The organism is Veillonella sp. R32 (assembly GCF_010093125.1).
Lineage (GTDB): Bacteria > Bacillota > Negativicutes > Veillonellales > Veillonellaceae > Veillonella_A.
Genome location: NZ_NMZQ01000004.1, coordinates 43270 through 66427, shown reverse-complemented (window position 1 = coordinate 66427; position 23158 = coordinate 43270). Strand labels below are relative to the sequence as shown.

Annotated in this window: 20 protein-coding genes and 1 other RNA gene; 9 read left to right on the top strand and 12 right to left on the bottom strand. The window is 37.8% G+C overall.

The annotated features are described in order from the left end of the window. Window positions 1–102: 102 nt before the first annotated feature. Window positions 103–783, bottom strand: coding sequence for a Crp/Fnr family transcriptional regulator (locus VER_RS01620; RefSeq protein ID WP_162099146.1), 681 nt, complete (start codon window positions 781–783; stop codon window positions 103–105). A gap of 389 nt (window positions 784–1172) precedes the next feature. Here VER_RS01620 and VER_RS01615 point away from each other — a divergent pair, with 389 nt between their 5' ends. After that, on the top strand, window positions 1173–2510 hold the full coding sequence (locus tag VER_RS01615) for an MFS transporter (protein ID WP_162099145.1): 1338 nt from the start codon (window positions 1173–1175) through the stop codon (window positions 2508–2510). Between the two features lie 372 nt (window positions 2511–2882). Further along, the gene (locus tag VER_RS01610) at window positions 2883–3317 is read left to right on the top strand and encodes a DNA starvation/stationary phase protection protein (protein WP_162099144.1); all 435 of its coding nucleotides are present in this window, start codon (window positions 2883–2885) and stop codon (window positions 3315–3317) included. A gap of 165 nt (window positions 3318–3482) precedes the next feature. On the opposite strand, the gene VER_RS01605 is transcribed toward VER_RS01610, so the two are convergent. Next, entirely contained in the window at window positions 3483–4460 is a 978-nt protein-coding gene (locus VER_RS01605; protein WP_162099143.1) for an aldo/keto reductase, read from the bottom strand. A gap of 265 nt (window positions 4461–4725) precedes the next feature. Between VER_RS01605 and VER_RS01600 the strand changes: the two genes are divergently transcribed. Next, on the top strand, window positions 4726–5355 hold the full coding sequence (locus tag VER_RS01600) for a hypothetical protein (RefSeq protein ID WP_162099142.1): 630 nt from the start codon (window positions 4726–4728) through the stop codon (window positions 5353–5355). Window positions 5356–5558: 203 nt separating this feature from the next. Here the strand turns inward: VER_RS01600 and VER_RS01595 are convergent, their stop codons facing one another. Both VER_RS01595 and VER_RS01590 read right to left on the bottom strand, forming a co-directional pair. Beyond that, window positions 5559–6884, bottom strand: coding sequence for an MFS transporter (locus VER_RS01595; protein WP_162099141.1), 1326 nt, complete (start codon window positions 6882–6884; stop codon window positions 5559–5561). Between the two features lie 177 nt (window positions 6885–7061). Next, a complete protein-coding gene (locus VER_RS01590; protein WP_162099140.1) occupies window positions 7062–7736 on the bottom strand; it encodes a GntR family transcriptional regulator in 675 nt (224 codons plus the stop codon). Between the two features lie 163 nt (window positions 7737–7899). On the opposite strand from VER_RS01590, the gene VER_RS01585 reads away from it, so the two are divergent. The 3 genes from VER_RS01585 to VER_RS01575 all read left to right on the top strand — a co-directional run bounded on the left by VER_RS01585 (window position 7900) and on the right by VER_RS01575 (window position 10733). Next, complete coding sequence (locus VER_RS01585) at window positions 7900–8691, top strand: carbon-nitrogen family hydrolase (RefSeq protein ID WP_162099139.1); 792 nt, start codon at window positions 7900–7902, stop codon at window positions 8689–8691. Window positions 8692–8756: 65 nt separating this feature from the next. After that, complete coding sequence (locus VER_RS01580; RefSeq protein ID WP_162099138.1) at window positions 8757–9428, top strand: DUF2848 family protein; 672 nt, start codon at window positions 8757–8759, stop codon at window positions 9426–9428. 42 nt (window positions 9429–9470) lie between these two features. Beyond that, on the top strand, window positions 9471–10733 hold the full coding sequence (locus VER_RS01575; RefSeq protein WP_162099137.1) for an SLC13 family permease: 1263 nt from the start codon (window positions 9471–9473) through the stop codon (window positions 10731–10733). A 99-nt stretch (window positions 10734–10832) separates the two neighbouring features. Here the strand turns inward: VER_RS01575 and VER_RS01570 are convergent, their stop codons facing one another. The 8 genes from VER_RS01570 to ffs all read right to left on the bottom strand — a co-directional run bounded on the left by VER_RS01570 (window position 10833) and on the right by ffs (window position 18997). Further along, window positions 10833–11369: a hypothetical protein gene (locus VER_RS01570; RefSeq protein ID WP_162099136.1), complete on the bottom strand. Its 537-nt coding sequence runs from the start codon at window positions 11367–11369 to the stop codon at window positions 10833–10835. A 280-nt stretch (window positions 11370–11649) separates the two neighbouring features. Further along, window positions 11650–12576 (bottom strand): RluA family pseudouridine synthase, encoded by a 927-nt coding sequence (locus VER_RS01565; protein WP_162099135.1) that lies wholly within the window; start codon window positions 12574–12576, stop codon window positions 11650–11652. An 81-nt stretch (window positions 12577–12657) separates the two neighbouring features. Next, entirely contained in the window at window positions 12658–15228 is a 2571-nt protein-coding gene (locus tag VER_RS01560; RefSeq protein ID WP_162099134.1) for a 3'-5' exonuclease, read from the bottom strand. 15 nt (window positions 15229–15243) lie between these two features. Beyond that, on the bottom strand, window positions 15244–15477 hold the full coding sequence (locus VER_RS01555; RefSeq protein WP_162099133.1) for a hypothetical protein: 234 nt from the start codon (window positions 15475–15477) through the stop codon (window positions 15244–15246). A 9-nt stretch (window positions 15478–15486) separates the two neighbouring features. Further along, window positions 15487–16077 (bottom strand): recombination mediator RecR, encoded by a 591-nt coding sequence (gene recR / locus VER_RS01550; RefSeq protein WP_162099132.1) that lies wholly within the window; start codon window positions 16075–16077, stop codon window positions 15487–15489. A 1-nt stretch (window position 16078) separates the two neighbouring features. Next, window positions 16079–16414 (bottom strand): YbaB/EbfC family nucleoid-associated protein, encoded by a 336-nt coding sequence (locus VER_RS01545; protein ID WP_162099131.1) that lies wholly within the window; start codon window positions 16412–16414, stop codon window positions 16079–16081. Between the two features lie 35 nt (window positions 16415–16449). Beyond that, on the bottom strand, window positions 16450–18813 hold the full coding sequence (dnaX, locus tag VER_RS01540; RefSeq protein ID WP_162099130.1) for a DNA polymerase III subunit gamma/tau: 2364 nt from the start codon (window positions 18811–18813) through the stop codon (window positions 16450–16452). 84 nt (window positions 18814–18897) lie between these two features. Beyond that, an RNA gene (gene ffs, locus VER_RS01535) (signal recognition particle sRNA small type) lies at window positions 18898–18997 on the bottom strand. Window positions 18998–19185: 188 nt separating this feature from the next. Here ffs and VER_RS01530 point away from each other — a divergent pair. The 3 genes from VER_RS01530 (at window position 19186) to VER_RS01520 (ending at window position 23074) form a co-directional block, all read left to right on the top strand. After that, window positions 19186–20607: a sodium:alanine symporter family protein gene (locus VER_RS01530; protein WP_162099129.1), complete on the top strand. Its 1422-nt coding sequence runs from the start codon at window positions 19186–19188 to the stop codon at window positions 20605–20607. A gap of 558 nt (window positions 20608–21165) precedes the next feature. Continuing rightward, a complete protein-coding gene (locus tag VER_RS01525) occupies window positions 21166–21987 on the top strand; it encodes a basic amino acid ABC transporter substrate-binding protein (protein WP_238390107.1) in 822 nt (273 codons plus the stop codon). 295 nt (window positions 21988–22282) lie between these two features. Continuing rightward, window positions 22283–23074: a basic amino acid ABC transporter substrate-binding protein gene (locus VER_RS01520; RefSeq protein WP_162099128.1), complete on the top strand. Its 792-nt coding sequence runs from the start codon at window positions 22283–22285 to the stop codon at window positions 23072–23074. The last annotated feature ends 84 nt before the right edge of the window (window positions 23075–23158 follow it).

Sequence of the window (23158 nt, the reverse complement as noted above, 5' to 3'; positions counted from 1 at the left end):
ATAAAATAAAAAGTCGGTGTCTCTTACACCGACCTTTCTCATCTTGTATTTAATTAGCTAACACCTAACGCGATCTAACAATAAGAAGCGCTTCTTAACCTCTTATGTTAACGAATCTGCTGGTACCAATATTTTAAAATGATTTTTTTCAAACTCTATTAAGCCATCTGCTTGCATCCGAGATAACTCCCGCGTAAGAGCGCTACGATCAACACATAAGTATTCGCTTAAAGCCACGCGCCCTAAGGGTACATCAAATTCCATGCGCCCCCAAACTTTAGCCATATACGAAAAATAAGCCATCAACTTATCCCGCAAATTACGCTTAGATACAATCTCTAACTTTTGCAAAATACGCACATTTTTATCCGCCACCAAAGTCATAATATTCTGCACTAATTGACGATAAGGGCCCACATCTTTTGCTGCAAAGGCTAATAGTTTATCAAAGGGAATATACAGCGCCGTTACATCAGAGGCCGCATAAAAATTAACTAACGATACCTGATGCGAGCTACAGGCAAAAGACTCCCCAAATAAATCACCCCGATTCATAAAGACTAAAATGGAGCGATTGCCCCAAATATCTTCACTCATCATGTGAACTGTGCCTTTAATAATCACGCTAACACAGCGAATTTCCTCTTCCGCTAATGTAATATAACCGCCCTTTTTAAAACTTTTACTATACGCCCCAATATTTTTTATTACATCATTAAATTCAGTTTCTCGTAATCCATGAAAAGCCCTTAATTCCTTCACCATTTCAAACGTATACTTCATACGTAGCACCTCAGTCTTATTTCTTTGTCCCTTTCAACGCCCTTTCCCTATAAGCATTTATATTCTCATTCATTATAGCATATTTAGCATTATACATCGAAGCTTTTCTATAAAACTATATTATATGTATACATGACTTCTATTAAACCCTAATCACCCTTTTCTAACATTCTTTTTATTTAGTGATAAATATCACATACAAGGCCTTTTATTTTTCTTATACTCCAATTAGACAAGGGTCTCTTACCCTGTCATGCCCTATACCTGATAGCGCTAACCCTACAACCCTTTTAGCGCTATCAACTATAGCAGCCTAGATTGTCGAATCCTAAACCTAATACCTAATATATTTATATACTTTGATTAGATGCTATTAAAGGAGTGTATTCATGTCAACCAAGTCCGACCTTACCGCTTCACTGAGTCGCCGTGAAATTCTAGCTCAGTGGCAACCTGACAACGAACAATTTTGGAATCAATATGGTAAACGTATTGCTAAGCAGAATCTCATTGTATCAACCATCGCCCTCACTATTTCTTTCTGCGTATGGACTTTATGGTCAACCATTGCAGTAAAACTCAATGCCGTAGGGTTTCATTTTACCGACGAACAGCTTTTCACCTTAGCCGCTATGCCTGGCTTAGTGGGGGCTACGGGCCGTTTACTCTATACCTATATGCCCGGGATTCTGGGTGGTCGCAACTGGACCTTCTTTGCCACAGCCCTTTTACTCATTCCTCTATGGGGCCTGGCCCAAGCCTTGCAAGATCCGACTACGTCCTATGAAACCTTCTTTATCTATATAGCCTTGTTAGGTATTGCTGGCGCTAACTTCTCCTCTTCTATGGCTAATATTGGCCATTTCTTTCCTCGTTCCCAACGAGGCACTGCACTAGGCATTAATGCCGGCATCGGTAATTTAGGAGTTTCCATTATCTTCCTCATGGCCCCTATTGTAATGGGCATGACCATATTCGCCCCCTTCGTAGGCACACCACAAACCATGCAAGATGGTACCCTCTTATTTTTACAAAACACCTGCTACGTAGGGATTATTCAAATAGTCATTACTTTAGGCCTTATCTTGAAATACATGGACAATTTACCATTGCCGAAGCAAAGCCCTGCTTCCATGATGAGTATTTTTACCAATAAACATACTTGGATTATGACATGGATCTATACTTGTGGCTTTGGCGCTTTTATCGGTTTTTCCGTAGCCCTTAGTTTATTAGTACAAAAAGAATTTCCTGAAATTCCATTTGCTTACGGTGCTTTCCTAGGGCCTTTCATTGGCGCTGGTATTCGTCCTATTGGCGGTTGGCTATCCGATAAAATCAATAGTGGCACCACCATTACGCTCTGGTCTTTAGTAGGCATGTTCCTTGGCGCTATTGGTATTATGTACGGCATTACCGCTCATAATTTCACACTCTTCTTCTGTAGCTTCCTATTTTTATTCTTTATGACAGGTCTTGAAACGGGCGCTTCCTTCCGCATGATTCCTTATATTTTTACTAATGGCATGCAATCGTCCTTAGTTACAGGATTTACCGCTGCTATTGGTGCCTACGGAGCCTTCTTCATTCCTAAAGTGTTTGGCTGGGCCTATAGCACCTATCAGTCCGTTATGCCTGCTTTCTATATTATTTTAATCTTTATGGTTATTACAATTGTCTTAACCTACTGGTTCTATGCGCGTAAAGCGGCTGGTATAAAATGTTAATTAAAATAAACTTATAGGACAAAATATGTTGCTCTTACTGGCGATGAACTTAGTGTTTAACTGAGTTCATCGCCATTTTTAGTATAATTAAAGAATCACAAAATAATCAAAATTCATTCACTAAAAAATAATACAACAAACTAATACTTAAAATTAACGGAAAATTATTATTAATTATTTGACATCGATAATTGTCTATGTTATGATATACACATAGCAACGGATAATGATTATAAATTGAATCTAAATTAGTTTAACCAGCTAATAAAAAACTCGTTGCTAATCTAAAAAAGCAACACAAATTGTAAAATATAATTTTAAATCAAAAGGACTGTAAATACAGTCAGTTTCAAAACTAGGAGGAAGCATATTATGAAAAACGTACAAGAAGTAAACAAATATTTAGCAAACTTAGCCATCTGGAATGTAAAATTACACAACCTACACTTCAATGTAGTTGGTTCTCAATTTGTACCAACTCATGAATACTTAGAAAGTGTATACGACAATGCCTTCGAATATTACGATGCAGTCGCAGAACTTCTAAAAATGAAAGGTGAAGAACCAGTGGTTCGTGTATCTGAATACTTAAAAATCGCGTCTATTGAAGAATTAGACGGTCGCAATTTCAGCGTAAAAGAAGTATACGAAATTCTACAAGCAGACTTTAAACTTATGTCTGACCTTGCCTTAGAAATCCGTAGCGTAGCTGATGAAGAAGACAACTTTGCCTTAGTATCCCTTATGGAAGATCACTTGGCATACTATGAAAAACAACTTTGGTTCTTACGCGCTAGCTTAGCTTAAGTTATACAAACTAAATATATAAACTAAATATGTAAAAAGGTGTAATCGAATTCTCCCATCGATTACACCTTTTTGCTTTTATTATGTTGTATTATATTTTGTTATATGATATTTTGCCCTATAAGCTTATATTTTATTAAATATTTACCTCAAATATGATTCCATTTATTTATCAGCAGGCACAGGAATAGGGCCCATCATCTTGTGAGGCACATATAATTCGTCTAAATAAGTTACTTCTTCACCTGTTAAAGTCACATCAAGCGCTTTTACAGCGTCTTCAATATGACTGGCCTTAGTAGCCCCTACGATAGGCGCCGTAATGCCTTTCGCCCATTGCCAAGCCAAGGCAATTTGTGACATAGTAACCTCGTGAGTTTTTGCTAATTCAGCGACCCGTTGCACAATAGGCAAATCTTGCTCCTCAGTACTATCATATTTACGTTTTGCAATCGTATCAATCTCGCTGCGCTTTGTTTTTTCTTGCCAATTTGTACGCGCTAATCGCCCGCCCGCTAAAGGACTATAAGGCATCAACATAACCCCTTGTTGTTTACAAAGAGGAATCATTTCACGCTCTTCTTCACGATACAATAAATTATAGTGATTTTCCATAGCCACAAATGGTGTCCAACCATTCCGTTCCGCCACTTGTTGCATAGTATGAAACTGAAACGCGAACATCGAGGAAGCCCCTAAAGCTCTTACTTTGCCTGCTTTCACTAAATTATGTAGCGCTTCCATGGTTTCCTCCACAGGCGTTTCATAATCAAAGCGATGAATAATATATAAATCAAGGTAATCTGTACCTAAGCGCTTCAAAGAACCGTCAATTTCACGGGCAATGGCGTCTTTAGATAATTTGCCTTCATTAAAATATACTTTACTAGCAATCGCCACTTGGTCACGAGTCACTAGCTTTTTAAGCGCTTGTCCTAAATATTCTTCACTAGTGCCGTCACCATATTGATTAGCTGTATCAAAGAAATTAAGTCCTAAATCAAGAGCTAACTTAACCATATCATATGTTTCAGAGGGGTTTAAACTCCACTTCTGCCCTAGTACATCTTTACCAAAGCTCATGCAACCCACCGTAAGTGGTGAAATTTTAATATCGGTAGTAGGAATTGTAGTGTAACGCATAAAAACTCCTTTCATGGTGAATCTCTTAGTCAATTGTATTATAATAGGTAGTTCTTTGCTTTTATTATACTAAAGGTAACTATACCAAGCTAGTAAAGAGGCTTACTAGTAGTATATATTTCGGTAAGAAATACCTGCCAAATAAATAGCTTTTCTTTATAACTCTTTCATAAATATTTCACAATTTTATCTCCTAAAATGATATACTAAAATTATAATATTATCAATTTTAAAAAATTTTGTATTAATAATTGGAGGTCATATTATGAAAAACTTCGGCAAGTTCAAATGGATTCCTTTATTAGTTTTTATCTGTTTCCTAAGTTTTACCTCTTTAAGTTTCGCTCAAATTACCTATCAAGGTAACTATTCACTCCGCTATCCAGTCTATAAATTTATGAAACCAGAGCCAAATACGATAAAAACCAGTGATGGTAAAATTACAGCTGAACTTACAGAATATACATTTTCTTTATATGTTAATAAAAAAATTGCACAAATTATCCCCCTTGAAAATTTCAAAAGTGGCCAAGCCCTTATTTCTGCTTTCCATGATGATCAATCTAAACGAAATTTCTATGCTGTCACAATAATCAACTTTGAACCTAATACACCAAACTATACTTATTTATATACATCATATCCTGAGTCACCTTCAACCTCTCTTTTGACACTTATAGATACTAAAAATTATTATAATCCATTTAGTCAAGATTCTGCCCCTAGCTCTAGCTATTTTGCAATTACACCTAATAACCCTAATGTCTTAATTCTTGAGCACGTAAAAAATAATCATAAAATGCAATATAAATATGCACTAACTTGGCATGAAAAAGAATTTAAATTTACATATGAAGATTTAGGTTATAGTCATGAAGATAGAAATGATTATTAATTCAATCGTTCTACAATTTTCACTTTTTAAATGAATTATTAAATGCAACCAAGATAGCTAAGCATGGGGCCACCCATATGGTTAAATGTAATGATATAAAAATGCTCTTATAAAAACACGCTTCTAAAAAAAATTATGAACCGACTCTTAAAATTATTAAATCTAACTTTAAGAGTCGGTTCATATTATTGTCTTGTTATATTTTATTTTAACTCAGCTGCTTGTTTATAAATCTTTTGAACACCACGATTAGATAAGTAACAAGCAAACATACAAAGAACTACCCCAACTAGCAAGGTATAAAAGCCCATATCCCAGCCATAATGATCCACAACAAAGCCAAATAGAGTCGTTCCCAAAGAGCTACCTACTAAATAACTCATAAGACCTCGTAAACCTACGGCCGATCCTAATGCAAACGTCGGAATAACTTCCATCGCCTGTACTGGAATCATAGATTGCGGAATGTAAATTAAACAACCCGTAATACAAGCAAAAATAGTCGCCCATAAAATAGACTCCGAATTCATATAGCCGATAACACAAGCAAAGATAACAATTAAGCAATAAATAGGTAACTGCATAATGCGACCTTTGAAGTATTTATCAACTAAATAGCCTGCAATAATTGTCGATGGAATAGCTGCCCATTCGAACAACATATAGGCCACGCTCATTTCCGCTTTGCTGAAACCTTTTACTTTTAACAAGTATAATGGAATCCAGGTTAACATACCAAAGCGTACCATATATACAAAAACATCAATAAGTACTAAATACCAAGAATTAGGATTTTTAAAAACGTAATGGAAAAATACATGAAAGGCGTTCATATTTTCTGGCCGTTCACTATCCATTTTAGCCGATTTCTGACCAGCTGCTTCTTCATGATACATTTCTTCCACGGTTGGTAAACCTTCTTCGACCGGACGTTTACGAACAAAATATAAAATTAACAATACCCCTATAGCGGCCAACAAGGCAGGTACCGCAAAAGTCCCCATACGCCAATGTTCAGCCCCTAAGTAGCCAACCGCAGCCCCAACGATAGGCGCTACAATACCACCACCTAGATTATGTGACATATTCCAAATTGTACTAGCACGACCACGTTGGGAACGAGGGAACCAATAGCCTACAGTAATAATAGAAGGTCCTACACCCATGCCTTGAAACAATCCTAATAAAATAATAAGTGCAATAAACAGACTGTAATGTGTAGTGAACCCCATAATAATGTTAATAATAACACAAAGTGCTAGGCCTGTAGCCATAAAATACTTAGGATTTGCTTTATCTGCTAATACGCTCATAAAACCTTTACTAAGTCCATAAGTAATTAACATACAACTTGTCAATAAGCCTAGCTGTGTCTTAGTTAATCCCATCTCTCCCGACAAATATGGTAAAGCTAAATTAAAGTTACTACGCACTACATAGTACATAGCATAGCCAATCCATATCCCAATTAATGAATGCATCTGCAAGCGTAGAAAACGACTTTTCGTGGCTTGTAACGCTTCACTCATTGTAAAACCTCCTTCAACCTAAAAACATATAATTAAATACTTTGTTAATTATATTATAAAAATATTATTTTGACTATAAGTCTTCTAATTTTGTTGTATAGATAGTAATATCTGTTTCCACACCTATGATGAAAAAACACCCAATAATTAGGCCAGAACCTAATTATTGGGTGTTTTTCATTTATTTTCATTTAAAGACTCAATATACCTCATTGCGTTTTCATATGTATTTTGAATATGTTGTTCCATCGCAGCTAAAGCTAATTTTGAATCATCTGCCTTTAAGGTACTAACTATATTACGGTGTTCTTCAATTGTTTCTTCAAATCTTTGTGGCCCACTATATAAAGCTGTCACACCTAATCTAGCCACTTTGTCCCTAATATCTAAAATTAATTGTTTCAAAAAAGGATTTCCTGATGTATCAGCAAGAATATTATGAAACTCCATATCTAATTTAATAAATTCTTGAATTCTTTTTTCATTTCCTGCCTTCAAATCTTCTTGTTTAATTACACATTGTTGTAAGCGTCTAAGAGTTTCATTATTAATCTTATCAATAGCTAGCTTTATAACTAATACTTCTAGTGCTTCTCTTATTTGAAAAATATATTTTAAATCCTCAGAAGACAATGATTTTACCATAACACCACGATATGGTATATATTCAACAATATCTTCCGCTTCTAATGCTTTAAATGCCTCTCTAACAGGAGTACGACTTACATTTAATTCCGCAGATATTTTTCTCTCATTTAAAATATCTCCAGGCTTATAAATCTGTTCATTAATAGCTTCTTTTAAATGTACATATACACGTTGCTGCAATGATTTTCGGTCGTCTAAATTCATATATTCACCTACTTTTATATTTTATTTATATTATATCACTACTTCTTTTATATTTCTTCATCTTATATAAATTATTACATTTACTTCTAATATTATTGACTATTTTTCATTATTGGTATACAATTTAACCAAATGGTATATCAATTGTAAAAAGGAGTCAATTATGAACCCAAAAATTGCATTAATACAGATGGATTCAGCTTTTGCTGAACCAACTAAAAACTTTTCTCATGCTTTAGATTTGCTAAATAAAGCCATGAAAGAGAATCCTGACATTTTAGTCCTTCCCGAAACATTTAATACCGGATTTTTTCCTACTGCTAATTTAAAATCATTAGCCGATAAAAATGGAGAACAAACAAAAACTTTATTTTCTTCCTATGCAAAAGAAAATAAAGTAAGCATTGTGGCGGGATCCGTAACTACTTTAAAAAATGATAATATTTATAACACCGCCTATATTTTTAATAAAAATGGCAACCTTATTGCTGAATATGACAAAATTCATAGTTTTACTCCTTCTGGAGAACATAACTATTATACAGGTGGTAAAAACTTAGTTACATTCAATTTAGAGGGGCTAAAATGCGGCATTATCATTTGCTATGACATTCGCTTTTGTGAATTAGTACGTTCTCTCGCTTTACAAGGTCTCGATCTATTGTTTGTCCCAGCTCATTGGCCTTTAATCAGAAAAAAACATTGGATTAACCTAGTCACTACACGTGCAATTGAAAATCAAATGTATGTATGCGCAGTTAATGCTTGTAGCAAAACAGAAAATACCATTTATGGCGGTAATTCTTTACTTATTAATCCTTGGGGTGACGAACTATGCCATCTCAATGAAACCGAAAGTATTGGTTATGGCAATATTGATGTAAGTATTATCAAAGATATTAGAGAATCAATTAATGTCTTCAGAGATAGAAAACCTGATTTATATAAACTATAAACTATAAATTATTTTTTTAAGTTAATTAACCTTATAACCTTAAATTAAAGAAAAGGAGTTTCTCCATGAATATTACTATCGAAACTTTAAATAGCACTAAATCTCTTGATCTACAATTAAATCATTTATTAGTTGTTGGATTTGCAGGTAAAGATATAGATAAAACTATGGAACATATCCGTGAATTAGAAGAAGAAGGAATAAAATGTCCAAAATCAGTCCCTGTTCTTTATCAATGTTCAAAAGAATTATTAACCACTTCAGACAATATTGAAGTGATTGGTAATAAAACAAGCGGTGAAGTAGAATACCTTATTCTAGTTCATGAGGGTAATTATTATATAGGCGTAGGTAGCGACCATACCGATCGCGAATTAGAAGCAGTAAGTATCCATAAATCAAAGCAACTTTGCTTAAAACCCTTTGCGACAACGTTCTGGCCTTATGAAGAGATAAAAAATCATTTTGATAACATTAAGCTAAAATCAACACAGATTTTAAATGGCCAAACTATAGATTATCAACAAGGCTTAACTTCAGATCTACTATCTTTAGATACAATAATCAACACTCTAAAAAAAGAAATAGATATTGAAAATAGCCTAATTTTTACTGGTACAGTACCTCTAAAGAACGGCTTCCAATATGGAGAAGCTTTCTCTTGCCAATTAATTGATGAAAAACTAAATCGTACTATTAACCTAAATTATAAAATTCAAATCATCAACGAACACTAATTAATAGTAATTCACTATAAAATTTTATAAAGGAGGTTCCCCATGATAGCCGCCCAAATAATTATGCTTCTTACCTTATTAGTTATGATACTCGGTCGTGCGCCACTCTATATTACAGCGACTATCGGTAGTACTTTAGCCGCTATTGCCGCTGGTTTTCCTCTTATTGGTAAAGATCCTAATTCCGTAGGCAAATTACTTATTGCTGCAATGAACCCGGTCCTAATCGATATGCTAGGAGTTCTATTATTCATTGGCATTATGCAAAAAAGTGGTTTTCTAAATGTTATTATTTATAAAATTATGGAAGTCGGTAAACAAAAAGGTGGTGCCCCAGGAATCGCAACAGCTGCGGGCTTAGCGGCGGCTTTACTTGGCGCTTTAACCGCATTTACTCAACCTGTAATCACTGCTACTATAGCAGGACCTGCTGCTACCAGACTCGGTTTACATCCTAATAAAACAGCAGCCATTATTTCTATGGCTAATACAGTAGCAAACTCTTGTGGTTTTACACATCCTACAATGCTAGCAATACTAGGGTTAACAGGAATCTCTTTCGGCCTAATTAATGTTTGGGGGCTTGTAGGTAGTATAGGCATTTATATTTTTGCTTATTGGCGTGCTAAAAAAGAAATGAAAACAGAAGGACATCATATTCCTGATATAGAAAATGCAAATTCAAATAAAGATTTTATATTACCAGATGATGCTCCAAGTTTTACAAAAGCAGTTTTACCATTTTTAGCCTTATGTATTGCTTTCTTTATGGGTGTACCTGTATTTATTGTTGGTTTTGTATGTAGTATTCTTGTTATTATCATGGCTAAATACTCTTTAGCAGATGGAGAAAAAGCTATGATATCAGGCGTTGCTCAAATTGCAATTCCTATAGTAGCTATCATTAGTTTGATGTTTATGTCTGTAGTAATTAATAAAATTGGATTAGTAAGTGTCTTATCAGAATACTTAAAACCTTTCTTAGCTATCGCTCCTATTCAAATACTCTTTATTATTTCTACAGTCGCAGGGCTAATCACACAATCCAATGCAGCTTCAGCAGCTATTATTCTCCCATTCGTTCAAATTTTAATAGGCATGAATTTAGATCCAATGTCCATAAGTTTTGCCGCGATCATGGGTGCTGCTATTATGCAATTATTCCTTACTGGTGGTGCTCTAACCGCTTTACCAGTTGTTGCTGGTGTAATTCCTGGAACTAACCAAAAACTAGCTAATAAGTGGGAACGTCCTGCTCTATTAGTAGGTATTGGGGTAAGTTTTATATTATCTTTTATTGTTTAATGGTATTAAAAATTTGTAATACTCTTTCAACTACATTTTTCAACTAACTAAAAAGGATGCAGGTCTCTTTAATTACAATAAGACCTACATCCTTTTTGTTTAATGATTTTCCCAAACTTCATCAATAAGTTTTATCTTATATTCTTTTTGTATACACTTCTCTACTTCTAGTGCATCTTCCAATACCTTTAATAACTCTTTCTTTATCTCTTTAAACGCTATATCTTCATCCAATACATTATACATACTTTTTATACCACTCTTTAAATATATTGCTTTTCTTGCTAATGCCAAATATTTAAATATAATTTCTTGATTAATCAATTCAATTCGTTGAATTTCAGTATTCAATAAAATAATATCTTCCGCTCTTAAAAACCTTCCATTAAAACAAAAAAATCTACCATCTTCACCTCGTTGAGCTGATGATATAGCATCATTATGATCCATATATAATATTTTTGTTAAAAATCTAAACTCCCTTACTCTATTTATCATATTAAAAACTGCCACTTTTCTATTTTCTTCAATCTTTTTACTAACACTATAGAAATCTCTTACCCAATTAACACCTATTGCACATACACTTCCAACTAAAGCGGGAAGAATTATATACACTATAGCCATAATATCCACTATTGCTTCACTCCCTTATTTAATACACTCTCTTTATATATTTTAATAATCCAAATTTTACGCCCATCATAGCAAAACCTTTTTATTTTTACAAGTTTATGCTATCAATGGAACAAACTTGTATTTTTTACGACTTTTTGCTATGTCAGCCCCTATATCAAAACTAGGTCCTTACATAAAATTAAAAGGCCGATGAAACCAATTAAATACTAGTTTCATCGACCTTTTGAGCAACACATTTTGTCCTATAACCCCATCTTGACATATATTTCTTATGCTTTTAATCAGCTTCTACGGTCACCATTTGACCCGTCCGCAAAGAAGTAAAGACGACTCGTTTTGCCCGCAACTGATACGTTCGTCCTGGTCGTTCACAGCCATACAGCGCATCACCTACTAAAGGATGCCCCAAATGAGCCATGGCAACGCGAATTTGATGGGTTTTACCCGTATACAACCGCACATCCACTTTAGTCACTAACTTATCAGCATCAACCGCTGATAATTGGGCTAATTCTTCACTATTCACTCGTCTTAATGTTGCCCCCTCATCTATATAGAGCCCCAAAGCATTATAAGCGGTCCGTGTCATTTTACCATCCTCACGCACTTCATAATGAATACCGTCTTCACTCCGTCCCATAGGAAGTTCCACGATATTGACCCCTTCTAAACGGCCTTGCACGGTTGTCGTATACCATTTTTCAAAGCGTTGCTCTTCAATCTGCTTCTGATAAAAGCTCTGCGCTAAACCACTCTTCGCTACAATAATACAACCTGAGGTATCGCGATCCAAACGATTTAAAAAGCGTACTTTACGCTTAATACCATTAGCTTTAAAATACTGTGCCACCCCATTAGCCAAAGATACTTGCCCTTTAGAGTTCACCGTAATGCCTACGGGCTTATCTAAAATAAGTAAATCCTCATCTTCATATAAAATAGTCAACGCCACTTCTATAGGCTCATAGTCTAGTTTTTCTTTTGGCATCTGTAACCGAAGTTCGTCACTCAAAGCCACTGCCGCCTTTGGATTTGTTTTTTTACCATTTAACAAGACTAATTTTTCCTGAAACAACTGCTTCATCACAGACCGCGACATATGTTTTGCATCTAACCATTCGCCTACCGTTGTAATACCAGCAGCCACTTCTTCCGGCATTAATAAAAAATTTACATCATCAGAGCGCCAAGTTTTACGTGCCATACAACACCTCCTCGTCCCGTAGCTTCTTTTATATAATAGTGCGTCCCTTCAACGAATGAAGGTAACGCCTAAACTATACGCTTATTCCCATACAACACTATTCGGTAAATATTGTAAAAACTCACTTGCTTTACAAGGCTTCCCACGATCATTGGTCGATGCATAGGAAATAAATAAACGCTGTTTAGCGCGCGTAATCGCTACATAAAATAATCGTTGTTCTTCTGAACGTTTCCCTTCTTTTAGCGCTAAAAAGCTAGGGAATACGCCTTCCCGCAGACCAGCTAAAAAGACGTAATCAAATTCACTGCCCTTAGCTTGATGTACCGTAATGATAGGAATGCGGTCATTATTTTTCAACCGTTGATCCGGTTCACCAGCCGTCAAAGCGGCTTGTTCCAACATGCGTTGTAAATATTCACGACCAGCTAAGTGGCTATCTTGCCCTTCTAACTCTACCATAAGGCGATATAAATCACGAATATACTCAACGCGCTCATGTTCTCGTCGCTCAGTATAATACGCCAAAACGCCCATATCTTTCATAATATAAGCCAATAGGGCTGACGGTTTATCCGTTACAATTTTACGCCGCAACGTAGCCATTTGTGAAGCCATAGTAGCAAAAGCATTTTTAAAATTACTAATCAAGGCTCTACGTTGATCAGCGGTGGGCTCAATATTCTTTTCAATCGCATACAACAATAATCGTGCTGTAGCGCGAATATCATCCATAGCATTGTGCGTAGGCGTGTAGTTAATAGGAAACGTTTCACTTAAAAATCCTAATTTATGATTGGCTAAGCGCGGATAAAACCGGCGATATATATCTAAGGTATCATAGACGCCTGCAAATTGCGGGTCTCCTAAATTGTGACGATGTAGTTCACTCGTAAAAATGCTAATATCATAGTTTACATTATGCCCCACAATAATAGCACCCTTGGTAAATTCTTTAAACTCAGCTAACACAGTGGCTGCGTCTTCACCATGGTCAGCTAAATAGGCATCGCTAAATCCATGAACCAACTCCGAATCACCAACGGGCTTACTAGGCCGAATAAAGCGTTCAAAGACGGCTCCTTCTGAGCCATCAGGCTTCAATTTAAAGGCTGCAATCTGAATAATTTCGTCCTTAGTCGTATCTGTGCCCGTGCTTTCCACATCATACACAATAATATTACCCGCTGCTAAACCTTTTATAAGTCCATCGTAAGGCTCGCTTTCAAAAATCTGCATATCTAAAAAGTCAGTCAATCGAAGGCCCATAGTGCGCACTGTTTCGCTTTCAATCTGCTGAATCCGAGCCTCCCCAATCCCTTTTACATAGCGCTTGATTAAACGCTTAGCACTTAGGGCATCATGAGGGTTTAAAAGCAATTTAAAATAGGCCATCACATCTTTGATTTCTTGACGTCGGAAGAATTTATATTCATCGATAATCATAAATTGTCGTTGCTCCGCAGGGGGCAAATTATCATTACAACGACTAAATAAAGCACTCAAATACTGAGCTTGTTTATTACTACGCACCAAGACACCAATATTTGCCTCTTTAGGTAAGGTTTGAATCATATCGAAAATATAAGCCCCTTCTTTCCACTCCGTAGGTGCCTTATGGACGATAATGGGTTCCCCTTCTTCTTTAGTCGCTGCAAAAGGTGGCTTTTCATAAAACTCATTAATCAAGCGAGGAAACATGCGTTGCAATACGGCAAAAGAAACATCAAAAAGCTGTCGATTGGCTCTATAATTTTCATAAAACACAATGACTTCTGGCTGAAATTCTTGTTTATAGGCAGCCAATAAGCGCTCTGGATTAGACCCGCGCCACTCGTAAATCGTTTGAAAATAATCACCACAAAGCAAAATGTGATTGCCCTGCCAAAGCAGTTTCATCACTTCTGCTTCTAAATCACTAGTATCTTGCATTTCGTCAACAGAAATATACGAATAGCGACTGCGCCACCGTTCACGAATCGATTCTTCTTGAAATAAACGATGAACCTGTGTAATTAGATCCGTGAAATCTACACCATGCACATTAGCTAACGCTTCTTCATAGGCTATTAACGTTTTATAGCCCGTTTCACGAAAATCGGCCAACGTACTCATCGTAAGGCCATTAAAAAATCGTTCCATCGTGTCCCGTTGCTCTAAGAACAAACGATCAATGGTATGGCGATAATCGTCAGCTGGTGTATCTGTATACATACCCCATAATGACCGATATTCCTTCACATGGCTAATTAGATTCATAAACACCGGTTCCCGCATGCCTATGGGGAGCCAAGGGGCTAATAATTCCTGACAATCGACTTCGTCATAAATAGACATATCCATATACAGCGTGTCATTGCGCTTACTTTCCTCTTGTAGCACTTTATAACAAAAGCTGTGAAAGGTACTAACCTCCACAGCTTTAGCCACTGACCCCGCCATGGTTAAAATGCGTTCTTTCATTTCACGGCACGCCTTATTCGTAAAGGTCATGCAGAGAATTTCATCGCCTTTTGCCGCTCCACTTTGTAAAATGTGAGCTACCCGGTGAGCCAAGGTATTCGTTTTTCCAGTGCCAGCTGAGGCCAATAACAGTATATTCTTGTCCAACGTTGTCACTACACGCTGTTGGGCTTCGTTTAACTGCGACATGGTCTCTTAGCCTCCTTACATACTATGCATAAGAGCCACCACAATGACAGGGATTGGCCCTAATACTGCTGTTAAAAACCACATGAGCACTGTCATATCCACAGGGATATGGAAGAAATTATTACAAATATAAAACGCAGCATAGCCTAAAATTAAATTTAAGCCTACCTTTTTTACGGTATAAAATGCCACTTTAAAAATCGTATAAATAACGACGACAGCAACGACGGCTGTTACTATTAAATCCATCTAAAAGCCTCACATTTCTCGGCGGTTCATAACAGCTCCGCCGATAGTTAACTCATCTGCATATTCAATGTCTCCACCTACCGGTACACCACGAGCAATGCGCGTCACTTTTATACCAATAGGCTTCAGCAACCGTGCCAAATACAACGCCGTTGCTTCCCCTTCAGGGTCAGGATCAGTCGCTAAAATGACTTCAGTCACCGTTTCATCCCGCAAGCGGTCTAATAATTCTTTAATGCGAATATCTTCTACGCCAATACCTTCCAGTGGCGATAGGGCCCCTTCGAGCACATGATATACCCCTTTATAATCACCACTGCGCTCAATAGCAATCACATCTCGCGACGTTTCCACTACACAAATTATGCTGTGGTCACGATTCTCATTGGCACAGTATTCACAAGGATCTTGAGCCGATAAGTTAAAACAAATGGAACAACGCTTAGTGGCCTCTTTAGCTTGTACAATGGTATCTACGAGCGCATCCACGTCTTCCTTCGGAAGCTCCACTAAATGATACGCTAAGCGTCGCGCCGATTTAGCGCCAATGCCAGGCAAACGGCGCAATTCTTCTACTAACCGTTCTAACGGATTGGCCATTTTAGAACAACCCTGGTAATTTCATGCCGCCAGTTACTTTACTCATTTCTTGAGCCATCATGTCGTCAACTTTTTGACCAGCTGCATTAACGGCGGATAATACTAAGTCTTCTAACATTTCCATATCCTCTGTATCTACTACAGATGGATCGATTTTAACAGATTGTACGATTTTTTCACCATTCATTACGATAGTAACGGCACCGCCACCAACAGAGGCATCTACCGTCTTAGTTTTTAATTCTTCCTGCATTTTCTGCATGTCTGCTTGCATTTTCTGTACTTTTTTCATCATACCTTGCATATTGCCCATATTTGGCATACCTTTACCGAACATTATTGTTCCTCCTTCAATTCATACACATTAATCGATTACATATCGTCATCTTCATCATCAGGCACAACTTCTACATAAATATCATTACCTTCAGCCGCGGCATGTGCTAATGCCCCTAGTAACAAAGGATTTTCCAGTTCTTCAGGACGACAATGATTAGGATCCCATTTAGGGAGTTTCTGTAAGTCCGTGGCTGTTAGGGTCTTTTTTTTTTCACCTGATGCCATTTGCGCATCATCAACCATAGGTGTTGCCTGCGTAGCTCCAAAGTCATCCACAGCAAGCTCTGCCGATTCATATTCATCGATTGGTGGCGGTGGTGTTTCAAAATCACCAGCACCAAAATCGTCAACTACAGGCGTCGCCGCCTTAGTCCCCTCAACAGGTTGTACCGTAGAGGTAGGCCCCGTCACCGCTGGCGTAGCGCCAAAATCATCAATACTATCTGACATAGCCTTTGGTGGCGTCACCTTAGGCATTGTACTCTGTTGAGTCACCGGTTGTGGCGCGATACTCTGCTGAAGAGGCGGTTCCTGAGTAACACTTTGATTGGCTACGCCAGTAGCCACATTCTTCGCAGCCTGCCAATACTCTTTTGCCTCTGGTTCCGTCTTACTAAATAACTGCACCCGCGCTGGATATCCTAACGCTTGATGCACACTTTGTTCAACTTCATATAGTCGCTCAGGATGGCCTGCAATCGCTACCAAAGGGGCCTGAGAAAACAAAAATACAATTCGACTTTCATCAGCATAGATAAGTTCTGCATTTTTATAAAAGCCACTCACTAAATTCCAGGAACGACTAGATGCATAATTTAACATATCCGATTTTATTTTACCATATGTTTTAGGATTTATGATACGTTCTCCTAAAACTACGTCTTTATCTTCTACCGAAGACATAGGCTCATGACCATGTTTTTGCGTAGCCATGCCTGATTGAACTCCCACCTTGGCTGTTTCAATAGCCGACAAAGCGGAACTAGACGTACTTGAACTAGCTCCTCGTTTTGGCGGCCTAGCCCCTGGCGGAGTCATACCCGGCCTAGTACTACTAGGTGGCACAGCGCCTACGGCTCCACTACCTGGGGGCTTCATGCCTACGGCCATACCCGTCGCCGCACTGGCACCATTAAGACTAGCCGTTATACTCGGTTCTACTACACCACCTGCCATAGGGGATACAGGGGCAGCCATCATAACCGGCGGTTGACTTTCCAATTGCGCTAACCGAGCACTCCACTGATTATCGGCCGAATCTAATCGACTTTCTACAGCAGCCAAGCGCTCAATCACATCTTCTTCGCTTACTTGTACGCGCGCGCAAATGCCAAGTAAACCCATTTCAATAACAATGCGTGGATTATCGACTCGTTTCGCATCATTTAAAATCTGCTGCAATTCTTTAACATAATAATTTAAATCATCCACCGAAAAAGCGGCCGCTTGTGCACTAAATTGTGCTTTAAACGGAGCATATAAGGCTAATTCTTCCGCTGTAGGCAATACTTTTTCAATCACTAACGCTCTTACATGTTGAATGAGGGCTTCAATAATTTGTTTGCTATCGCGACCTTCACTAAGGGCTTTTTTACAAGCCACTAACACCGATGCGCCATCACCTTGTCGCAAATAATCTAAAAATGTCATAATCCATTCTTTACCAACTAGACCAATCATGGATTCTACCGTTTCAGACGTAATCATATCTGTAGCCATGCCTGAGCATTGATCAAGAATACTCAGCGCATCACGGAGACCACCATCTGCATGAATGGCGATTAATTGCGCTGCTTCAGGCGCTAAGGAAATCTGACTTTCCGCCGCCACATGCAGTAAATGTTCCGCAATGTCATCCGCCGTAATACGACGGAATGTATAGCGCTGACAACGCGATAAAATCGTTACCGGCAATTTATCCACTTCAGTAGTGGCAAAGATAAACATAATATGAGGTGGTGGTTCTTCAATCGTCTTAAGTAAGGCATTCCACGCTTCATTCGTCAACATATGCGCTTCGTCAATGATGAAAATCTTCTTACGCCCTTCGACAGGCAAAAATTTAACACTTTCACGCAAAGAGCGAATTTCATCAATCCCACGATTAGAGGCTGCGTCAATCTCTAACACGTCCATCGACTGACCGCTTAAGATCTGCTTACAAGAAGTACATTCATTACAAGGATGATCCGTAGGTCCTTTTTCACAGTTAATAGCCCTTGCAAAAATCTTAGCCACACTGGTTTTGCCCGTTCCTCGGGGCCCTGAAAAAAGATAAGCATGAGCTACTTTATCTTCACGAATTGCGCGCATCAAGGTTTCACTCACTTGCTTTTGTCCTACCACATCAGTAAACGTCTGGGGGCGCCATTTCCGATACAAAGCTACATAACTCATCACGGACCTCCTTTCTTGCTTATTTCCTATCCAATCCATTGCTCCAGCTAGCAAAAAAAGCCGCTGCAACACTCGATTATGACAGCCTCATAGGTTCCCTCGTGGCACATGAAAGTAACCGCTTAGTGCTGCTATCTCTCGATCCTGACACGATTCACAGGCTTCCATTGCACGAGCCCCACAAGACTGCCATAATCCAGTCCTGCATTACGGCTAGCTATATTATTATATACTAATAAAGGGGAAAAGACAAGTTTGCGAATAATGTATACATACAAAATGTATATACGTCACTCTTTCTATATAGTATAATGTCTATAGATTTATATTCTATAGATATTATTTTTCGTTATGTTATGAAAGGAATGTAGTATGGACGCGTTCAACTCTCTCATCGGGACCGTAACCGGCTTTCTCTGGGATTATATTATCATCATCTACCTAGTAGCCGCTGGTTTTTGGTTCTCCTTCTCCACTGGATTTATTCAAATTCGCTATCTTAAAGAAATGGTTCGCCTATTAGGTGAAGGGGTTGGTACTAAAACTAATGGTAATCGTATTTCCTCTTTCCAGGCCTTCTGCGTTAGCTCTGCCTCCCGTGTAGGGGTTGGTAATATTGCCGGTATTGCCATCGCCGTTGTGCTAGGTGGCCCAGGGGCTGTTTTCTGGATGTGGTTTATTGCCTTTTTAGGCGCTGCTACCGGCTTTGTGGAAAGTACGTTAGCCCAAATCTATAAAGTACCTTCTAAAAAAGGTGGTTTCCACGGTGGGCCTGCCTATTATATCAAACTAGGCCTTAAAAGCCCTGTATTCGCCTTTATCTTTGCCGTATTAATCAGTGTTACCTATGGTCTTATTTACAACTCCGTACAAGCTAACACTTTAGCTAATGCTCTGCAAACCGTACAAATTGACCCACAACATACAGCCATCGCCGTTACTGTTTTAACAGCCCTTGTTATCTTCGGTGGTATTGCTCGCGTAGCACGTCTTAGCGAATGGCTTGTCCCTCTTATGGCGGGTGTATATATTTTAACAGCCCTCTACATTGTGCTTGTAAATATTACCGAATTACCAAATGTATTCTATGCTATTTTCACAAAAGCCTTTACCTTTGATGCTGCTTCTGGTGGTTTCTTCGGAGCCGCTATCATGAATGGTATTAAACGTGGCTTATTCTCCAACGAAGCCGGTGAAGGGTCTGTACCAAATGCAGCGGCTACCGCTGATGTAAGCCACCCAGTAAAACAAGGCCTTATTCAAAGCTTTGGGGTATTCGTTGATACGTTCTTAGTTTGTACAGCGTCCGCTTTTATCGTACTTGTATCGGGCAATTATGAAGGCTCTGGCCTAACTGGTATTGCCCTTGTGCAACATGATTTGGCTATGCAATTGGGCGATTGGGCCCCTGGTGTGATGGCTATCTTCATTTTCATGTTCGCCTTTTCTTCCATCGTAGGGAATTACTACTATGGCGAAATTAATATTGCTCATTTGACAAAAAACTCGTTATATCTCAATATTTTCCGTATTTTCGTAGTTATTATGGTCTACTTTGGTTCCATTGCTTCCTTAAACCTAGTATGGAATCTAGCTGATTTATTCATGGCTTTCATGGTACTTACCAATCTAACAGCTATCCTCTTATTAGCGAAACAAAGCAAAGTGGCTATGGTGGACTACTTTAAACAGAAAAAAGCAGGTATTGTTGAACCTACTTTTGATCGCAGTACCTTGCCTAATCAGGACGGTATCGTGTGGTGGCATAAAGATGCTAAACATGAAGATGCGTGAGTGTAAAAGCGTATAGTTAGAATTAAAAGATAGTCACTCTTTTTTTATTTCCAGCTTATTAACTATACAACTTTATGAGGGTAGAAAGAGAAGGTCGTACAGAAGCAGTAGCGCTCTATTTCCGCATTTTATTATACGCACTTTTTTATATCTATCATTTAATTTATTGATATTTGTTTTTAGGCCCTTTTTTATAATTTTCCGATATTTCTTTAAATTATCCGAAATTTAATCAAAATATATCTTATACCCAGTATAAAATAATTTTATATACAAGTATATTATTCAAGCTAGCAAATCATAATTGTTCTTAAAAATCAATTTATCAGTATTAGAAATTAATAAAAATAATTGGTAAGCAAAAATTATATATCGCCCTAAAACCATGATGAACACTCACTTTGTCAGCTCCTCCCCCTATTGCTATTTACTGCTTACAGGGCTATAATGAGCCCATAAGATAATTCATTTGCAATAATTGCAAGGAACAATGAGAAGCAGAGGAAGTAACTAAAGCGTACAACTGAGGATACGCTTTGCAGTGAGGAGGAGCTTATTATGATGAATCTTATGAAGTGCATTAAAAATATGGCCAGTAAAAGAATGGTGCTAGGTCTTACGGCGAGTCTATTAATCGCCGGTTTACTAACAGGTTGTAGTAGTAGCGCTAGTACCTCTACGTCAACCAATACAGCCTCTACTGAAAAAGTATTACGCGTAGGTACAGAAACAACGTTTGCACCTTACGAATTTAAAGACGGGAAAAAATATGTAGGCTTTGACATCGATTTGATGGAAGCGATTGCTAAGAAAATTGGCTATAAAATGGAATTAAAGAGCGTAGATTTTGATGAACTCATTCCATCCCTAGAAAATAATGATATTGATATGATTGCTGCCGGTATTAATCCTACCGACGAACGTTCTAAAATTGTCATCTTTTCAGAACCTTATTTCAAAGATAATGGTTTCATCACTGTTGTCCGCAAAGAAGACGATAGCATCCATAATATGCATGATTTAGCAGACAAAAAAGTCATCACTCAAAGTGGCACTATTTCAACAGACATGGCTAAACATATTCCTGGCGCTACCGTACAAGAAATGAAAAATAACGAAGATGCCTTCAAAGCCTTACAACAAGGTGATGCTGACGCCGTTATCATCGATACAGTAGTCGCTATGTATTACTTAAAACAAGATGCCTATCAAGATCTTCGCTTAGCCGGTGAACCTACCGATGCACGTGGCACTGTATGGGCATTCCGTCAAAACGATACGGCTTTACGTGACAAAATCAACCAAGCCTTAGATGAATTAAAAGCAGACGGTACCTATAAAACCATTTACGAAAAATGGTTTGGCCCTTCAGAAAACTAATATCGATTACCCTAACCTACTAGATTCTAACCAGAAAAACAAAACTTAAAGGAAATCAGAGCTTACAATAAATGAGTCTAGCTTATGTAAATATACATGGGCTAGGCTCATTTTTTCTACATTCTACCTTTCACCTATTCAATAGATATTGAATAGGCATTAAATAGACATTACATAAGACATTGAATAGATATACAAAAATATTTTTATTTTATTGATATTTATACAAAAAAGGGCTATAATATGCTTATACTTAATTTTGAATTCACCTAGTATGTAGATAGGGGAGGCTATTATGTTTAACAGTTTAAAAAAATTTGCAAGCAAAAAAGTAGTGGTAACACTAACAGCGGCCCTTTTAACGGCCGGTTTAATCGCTGGTTGTGGCAGTAGCACGGGTAGCGATTCACAAGAAAAAGTTCTCAAAGTAGGGGCTGAAACAACATTCCCACCATTCGAATTTACGGAAGGGGATAAATATGTAGGCTTCGATATTGATTTAGCCGATGCCGTAGCTAAGAAAATGGGCTACAAAATGGAATTCAAGAGCATGGGCTTTGATGCCTTAATCCCAGCTTTACAAAGTAAAGACATCGACATGATTGCTTCTGGCTTGAGCGCTACACCAGAACGTGAAAAGGCAGTATTATTCAGTAATCCATATTTTGACAAAGGTGGCTTCGTAGCTATCGTTAAAAAAAGTGATACTGCTACTAGCATGAATGATTTAGCAGGTAAACGTATTGTAGTACAAATTGGTAGCGTAGCCTTAGATGTAGCTGAAAAGATTCCAAATGCACAAATTAAATCGGTAGACAGCAACTCTCAATTATTCAACGAATTAAATGCTGGCACAGCTGATGCTATTGTCCTTGATAATGCAGTAGCCCTTTATTACTTAAAACAAGGGGCCGATGCTGATGCTAAAATCATTGGTGAACCAGTAGATCCAGAACCATTCGTATGGGCCTTCCGCAAAGACGACAAACAGCTAAAAGAACAGGCTGATAAAGCGTTGGAAGAATTAAAAGCAGATGGTACTTACGACAAAATCTATGAAAAATGGTTTGGCGCTGCTAAAAAATAAGACGTTCCTTGACAATCTAAGCTGTGGCTTACACTATGAATACCACACAAAAAAGGCCCCTGGGGGCCTTTTTTCTTATTTATT

Bases quoted from the DNA above. Each gene is read 5' to 3' on its own strand.
- VER_RS01620 (WP_162099146.1), bottom strand. From the start codon at position 783: ATGAAGTATACGTTTGAAATGGTGAAGGAATTAAGGGCTTTTCATGGA.
- VER_RS01615 (WP_162099145.1), top strand. From the start codon at position 1,173: ATGTCAACCAAGTCCGACCTTACCGCTTCACTGAGTCGCCGTGAAATT.
- VER_RS01610 (WP_162099144.1), top strand. From the start codon at position 2,883: ATGAAAAACGTACAAGAAGTAAACAAATATTTAGCAAACTTAGCCATC.
- VER_RS01605 (WP_162099143.1), bottom strand. From the start codon at position 4,460: ATGCGTTACACTACAATTCCTACTACCGATATTAAAATTTCACCACTT.
- VER_RS01600 (WP_162099142.1), top strand. From the start codon at position 4,726: ATGAAAAACTTCGGCAAGTTCAAATGGATTCCTTTATTAGTTTTTATC.
- VER_RS01595 (WP_162099141.1), bottom strand. From the start codon at position 6,884: ATGAGTGAAGCGTTACAAGCCACGAAAAGTCGTTTTCTACGCTTGCAG.
- VER_RS01590 (WP_162099140.1), bottom strand. From the start codon at position 7,736: ATGAATTTAGACGACCGAAAATCATTGCAGCAACGTGTATATGTACAT.
- VER_RS01585 (WP_162099139.1), top strand. From the start codon at position 7,900: ATGAACCCAAAAATTGCATTAATACAGATGGATTCAGCTTTTGCTGAA.
- VER_RS01580 (WP_162099138.1), top strand. From the start codon at position 8,757: ATGAATATTACTATCGAAACTTTAAATAGCACTAAATCTCTTGATCTA.
- VER_RS01575 (WP_162099137.1), top strand. From the start codon at position 9,471: ATGATAGCCGCCCAAATAATTATGCTTCTTACCTTATTAGTTATGATA.
- VER_RS01565 (WP_162099135.1), bottom strand. From the start codon at position 12,576: ATGGCACGTAAAACTTGGCGCTCTGATGATGTAAATTTTTTATTAATG.
- VER_RS01560 (WP_162099134.1), bottom strand. From the start codon at position 15,228: ATGTCGCAGTTAAACGAAGCCCAACAGCGTGTAGTGACAACGTTGGAC.
- VER_RS01555 (WP_162099133.1), bottom strand. From the start codon at position 15,477: ATGGATTTAATAGTAACAGCCGTCGTTGCTGTCGTCGTTATTTATACG.
- recR (WP_162099132.1), bottom strand. From the start codon at position 16,077: ATGGCCAATCCGTTAGAACGGTTAGTAGAAGAATTGCGCCGTTTGCCT.
- VER_RS01545 (WP_162099131.1), bottom strand. From the start codon at position 16,414: ATGTTCGGTAAAGGTATGCCAAATATGGGCAATATGCAAGGTATGATG.
- dnaX (WP_162099130.1), bottom strand. From the start codon at position 18,813: ATGAGTTATGTAGCTTTGTATCGGAAATGGCGCCCCCAGACGTTTACT.
- VER_RS01530 (WP_162099129.1), top strand. From the start codon at position 19,186: ATGGACGCGTTCAACTCTCTCATCGGGACCGTAACCGGCTTTCTCTGG.
- VER_RS01525 (WP_238390107.1), top strand. From the start codon at position 21,166: ATGATGAATCTTATGAAGTGCATTAAAAATATGGCCAGTAAAAGAATG.
- VER_RS01520 (WP_162099128.1), top strand. From the start codon at position 22,283: ATGTTTAACAGTTTAAAAAAATTTGCAAGCAAAAAAGTAGTGGTAACA.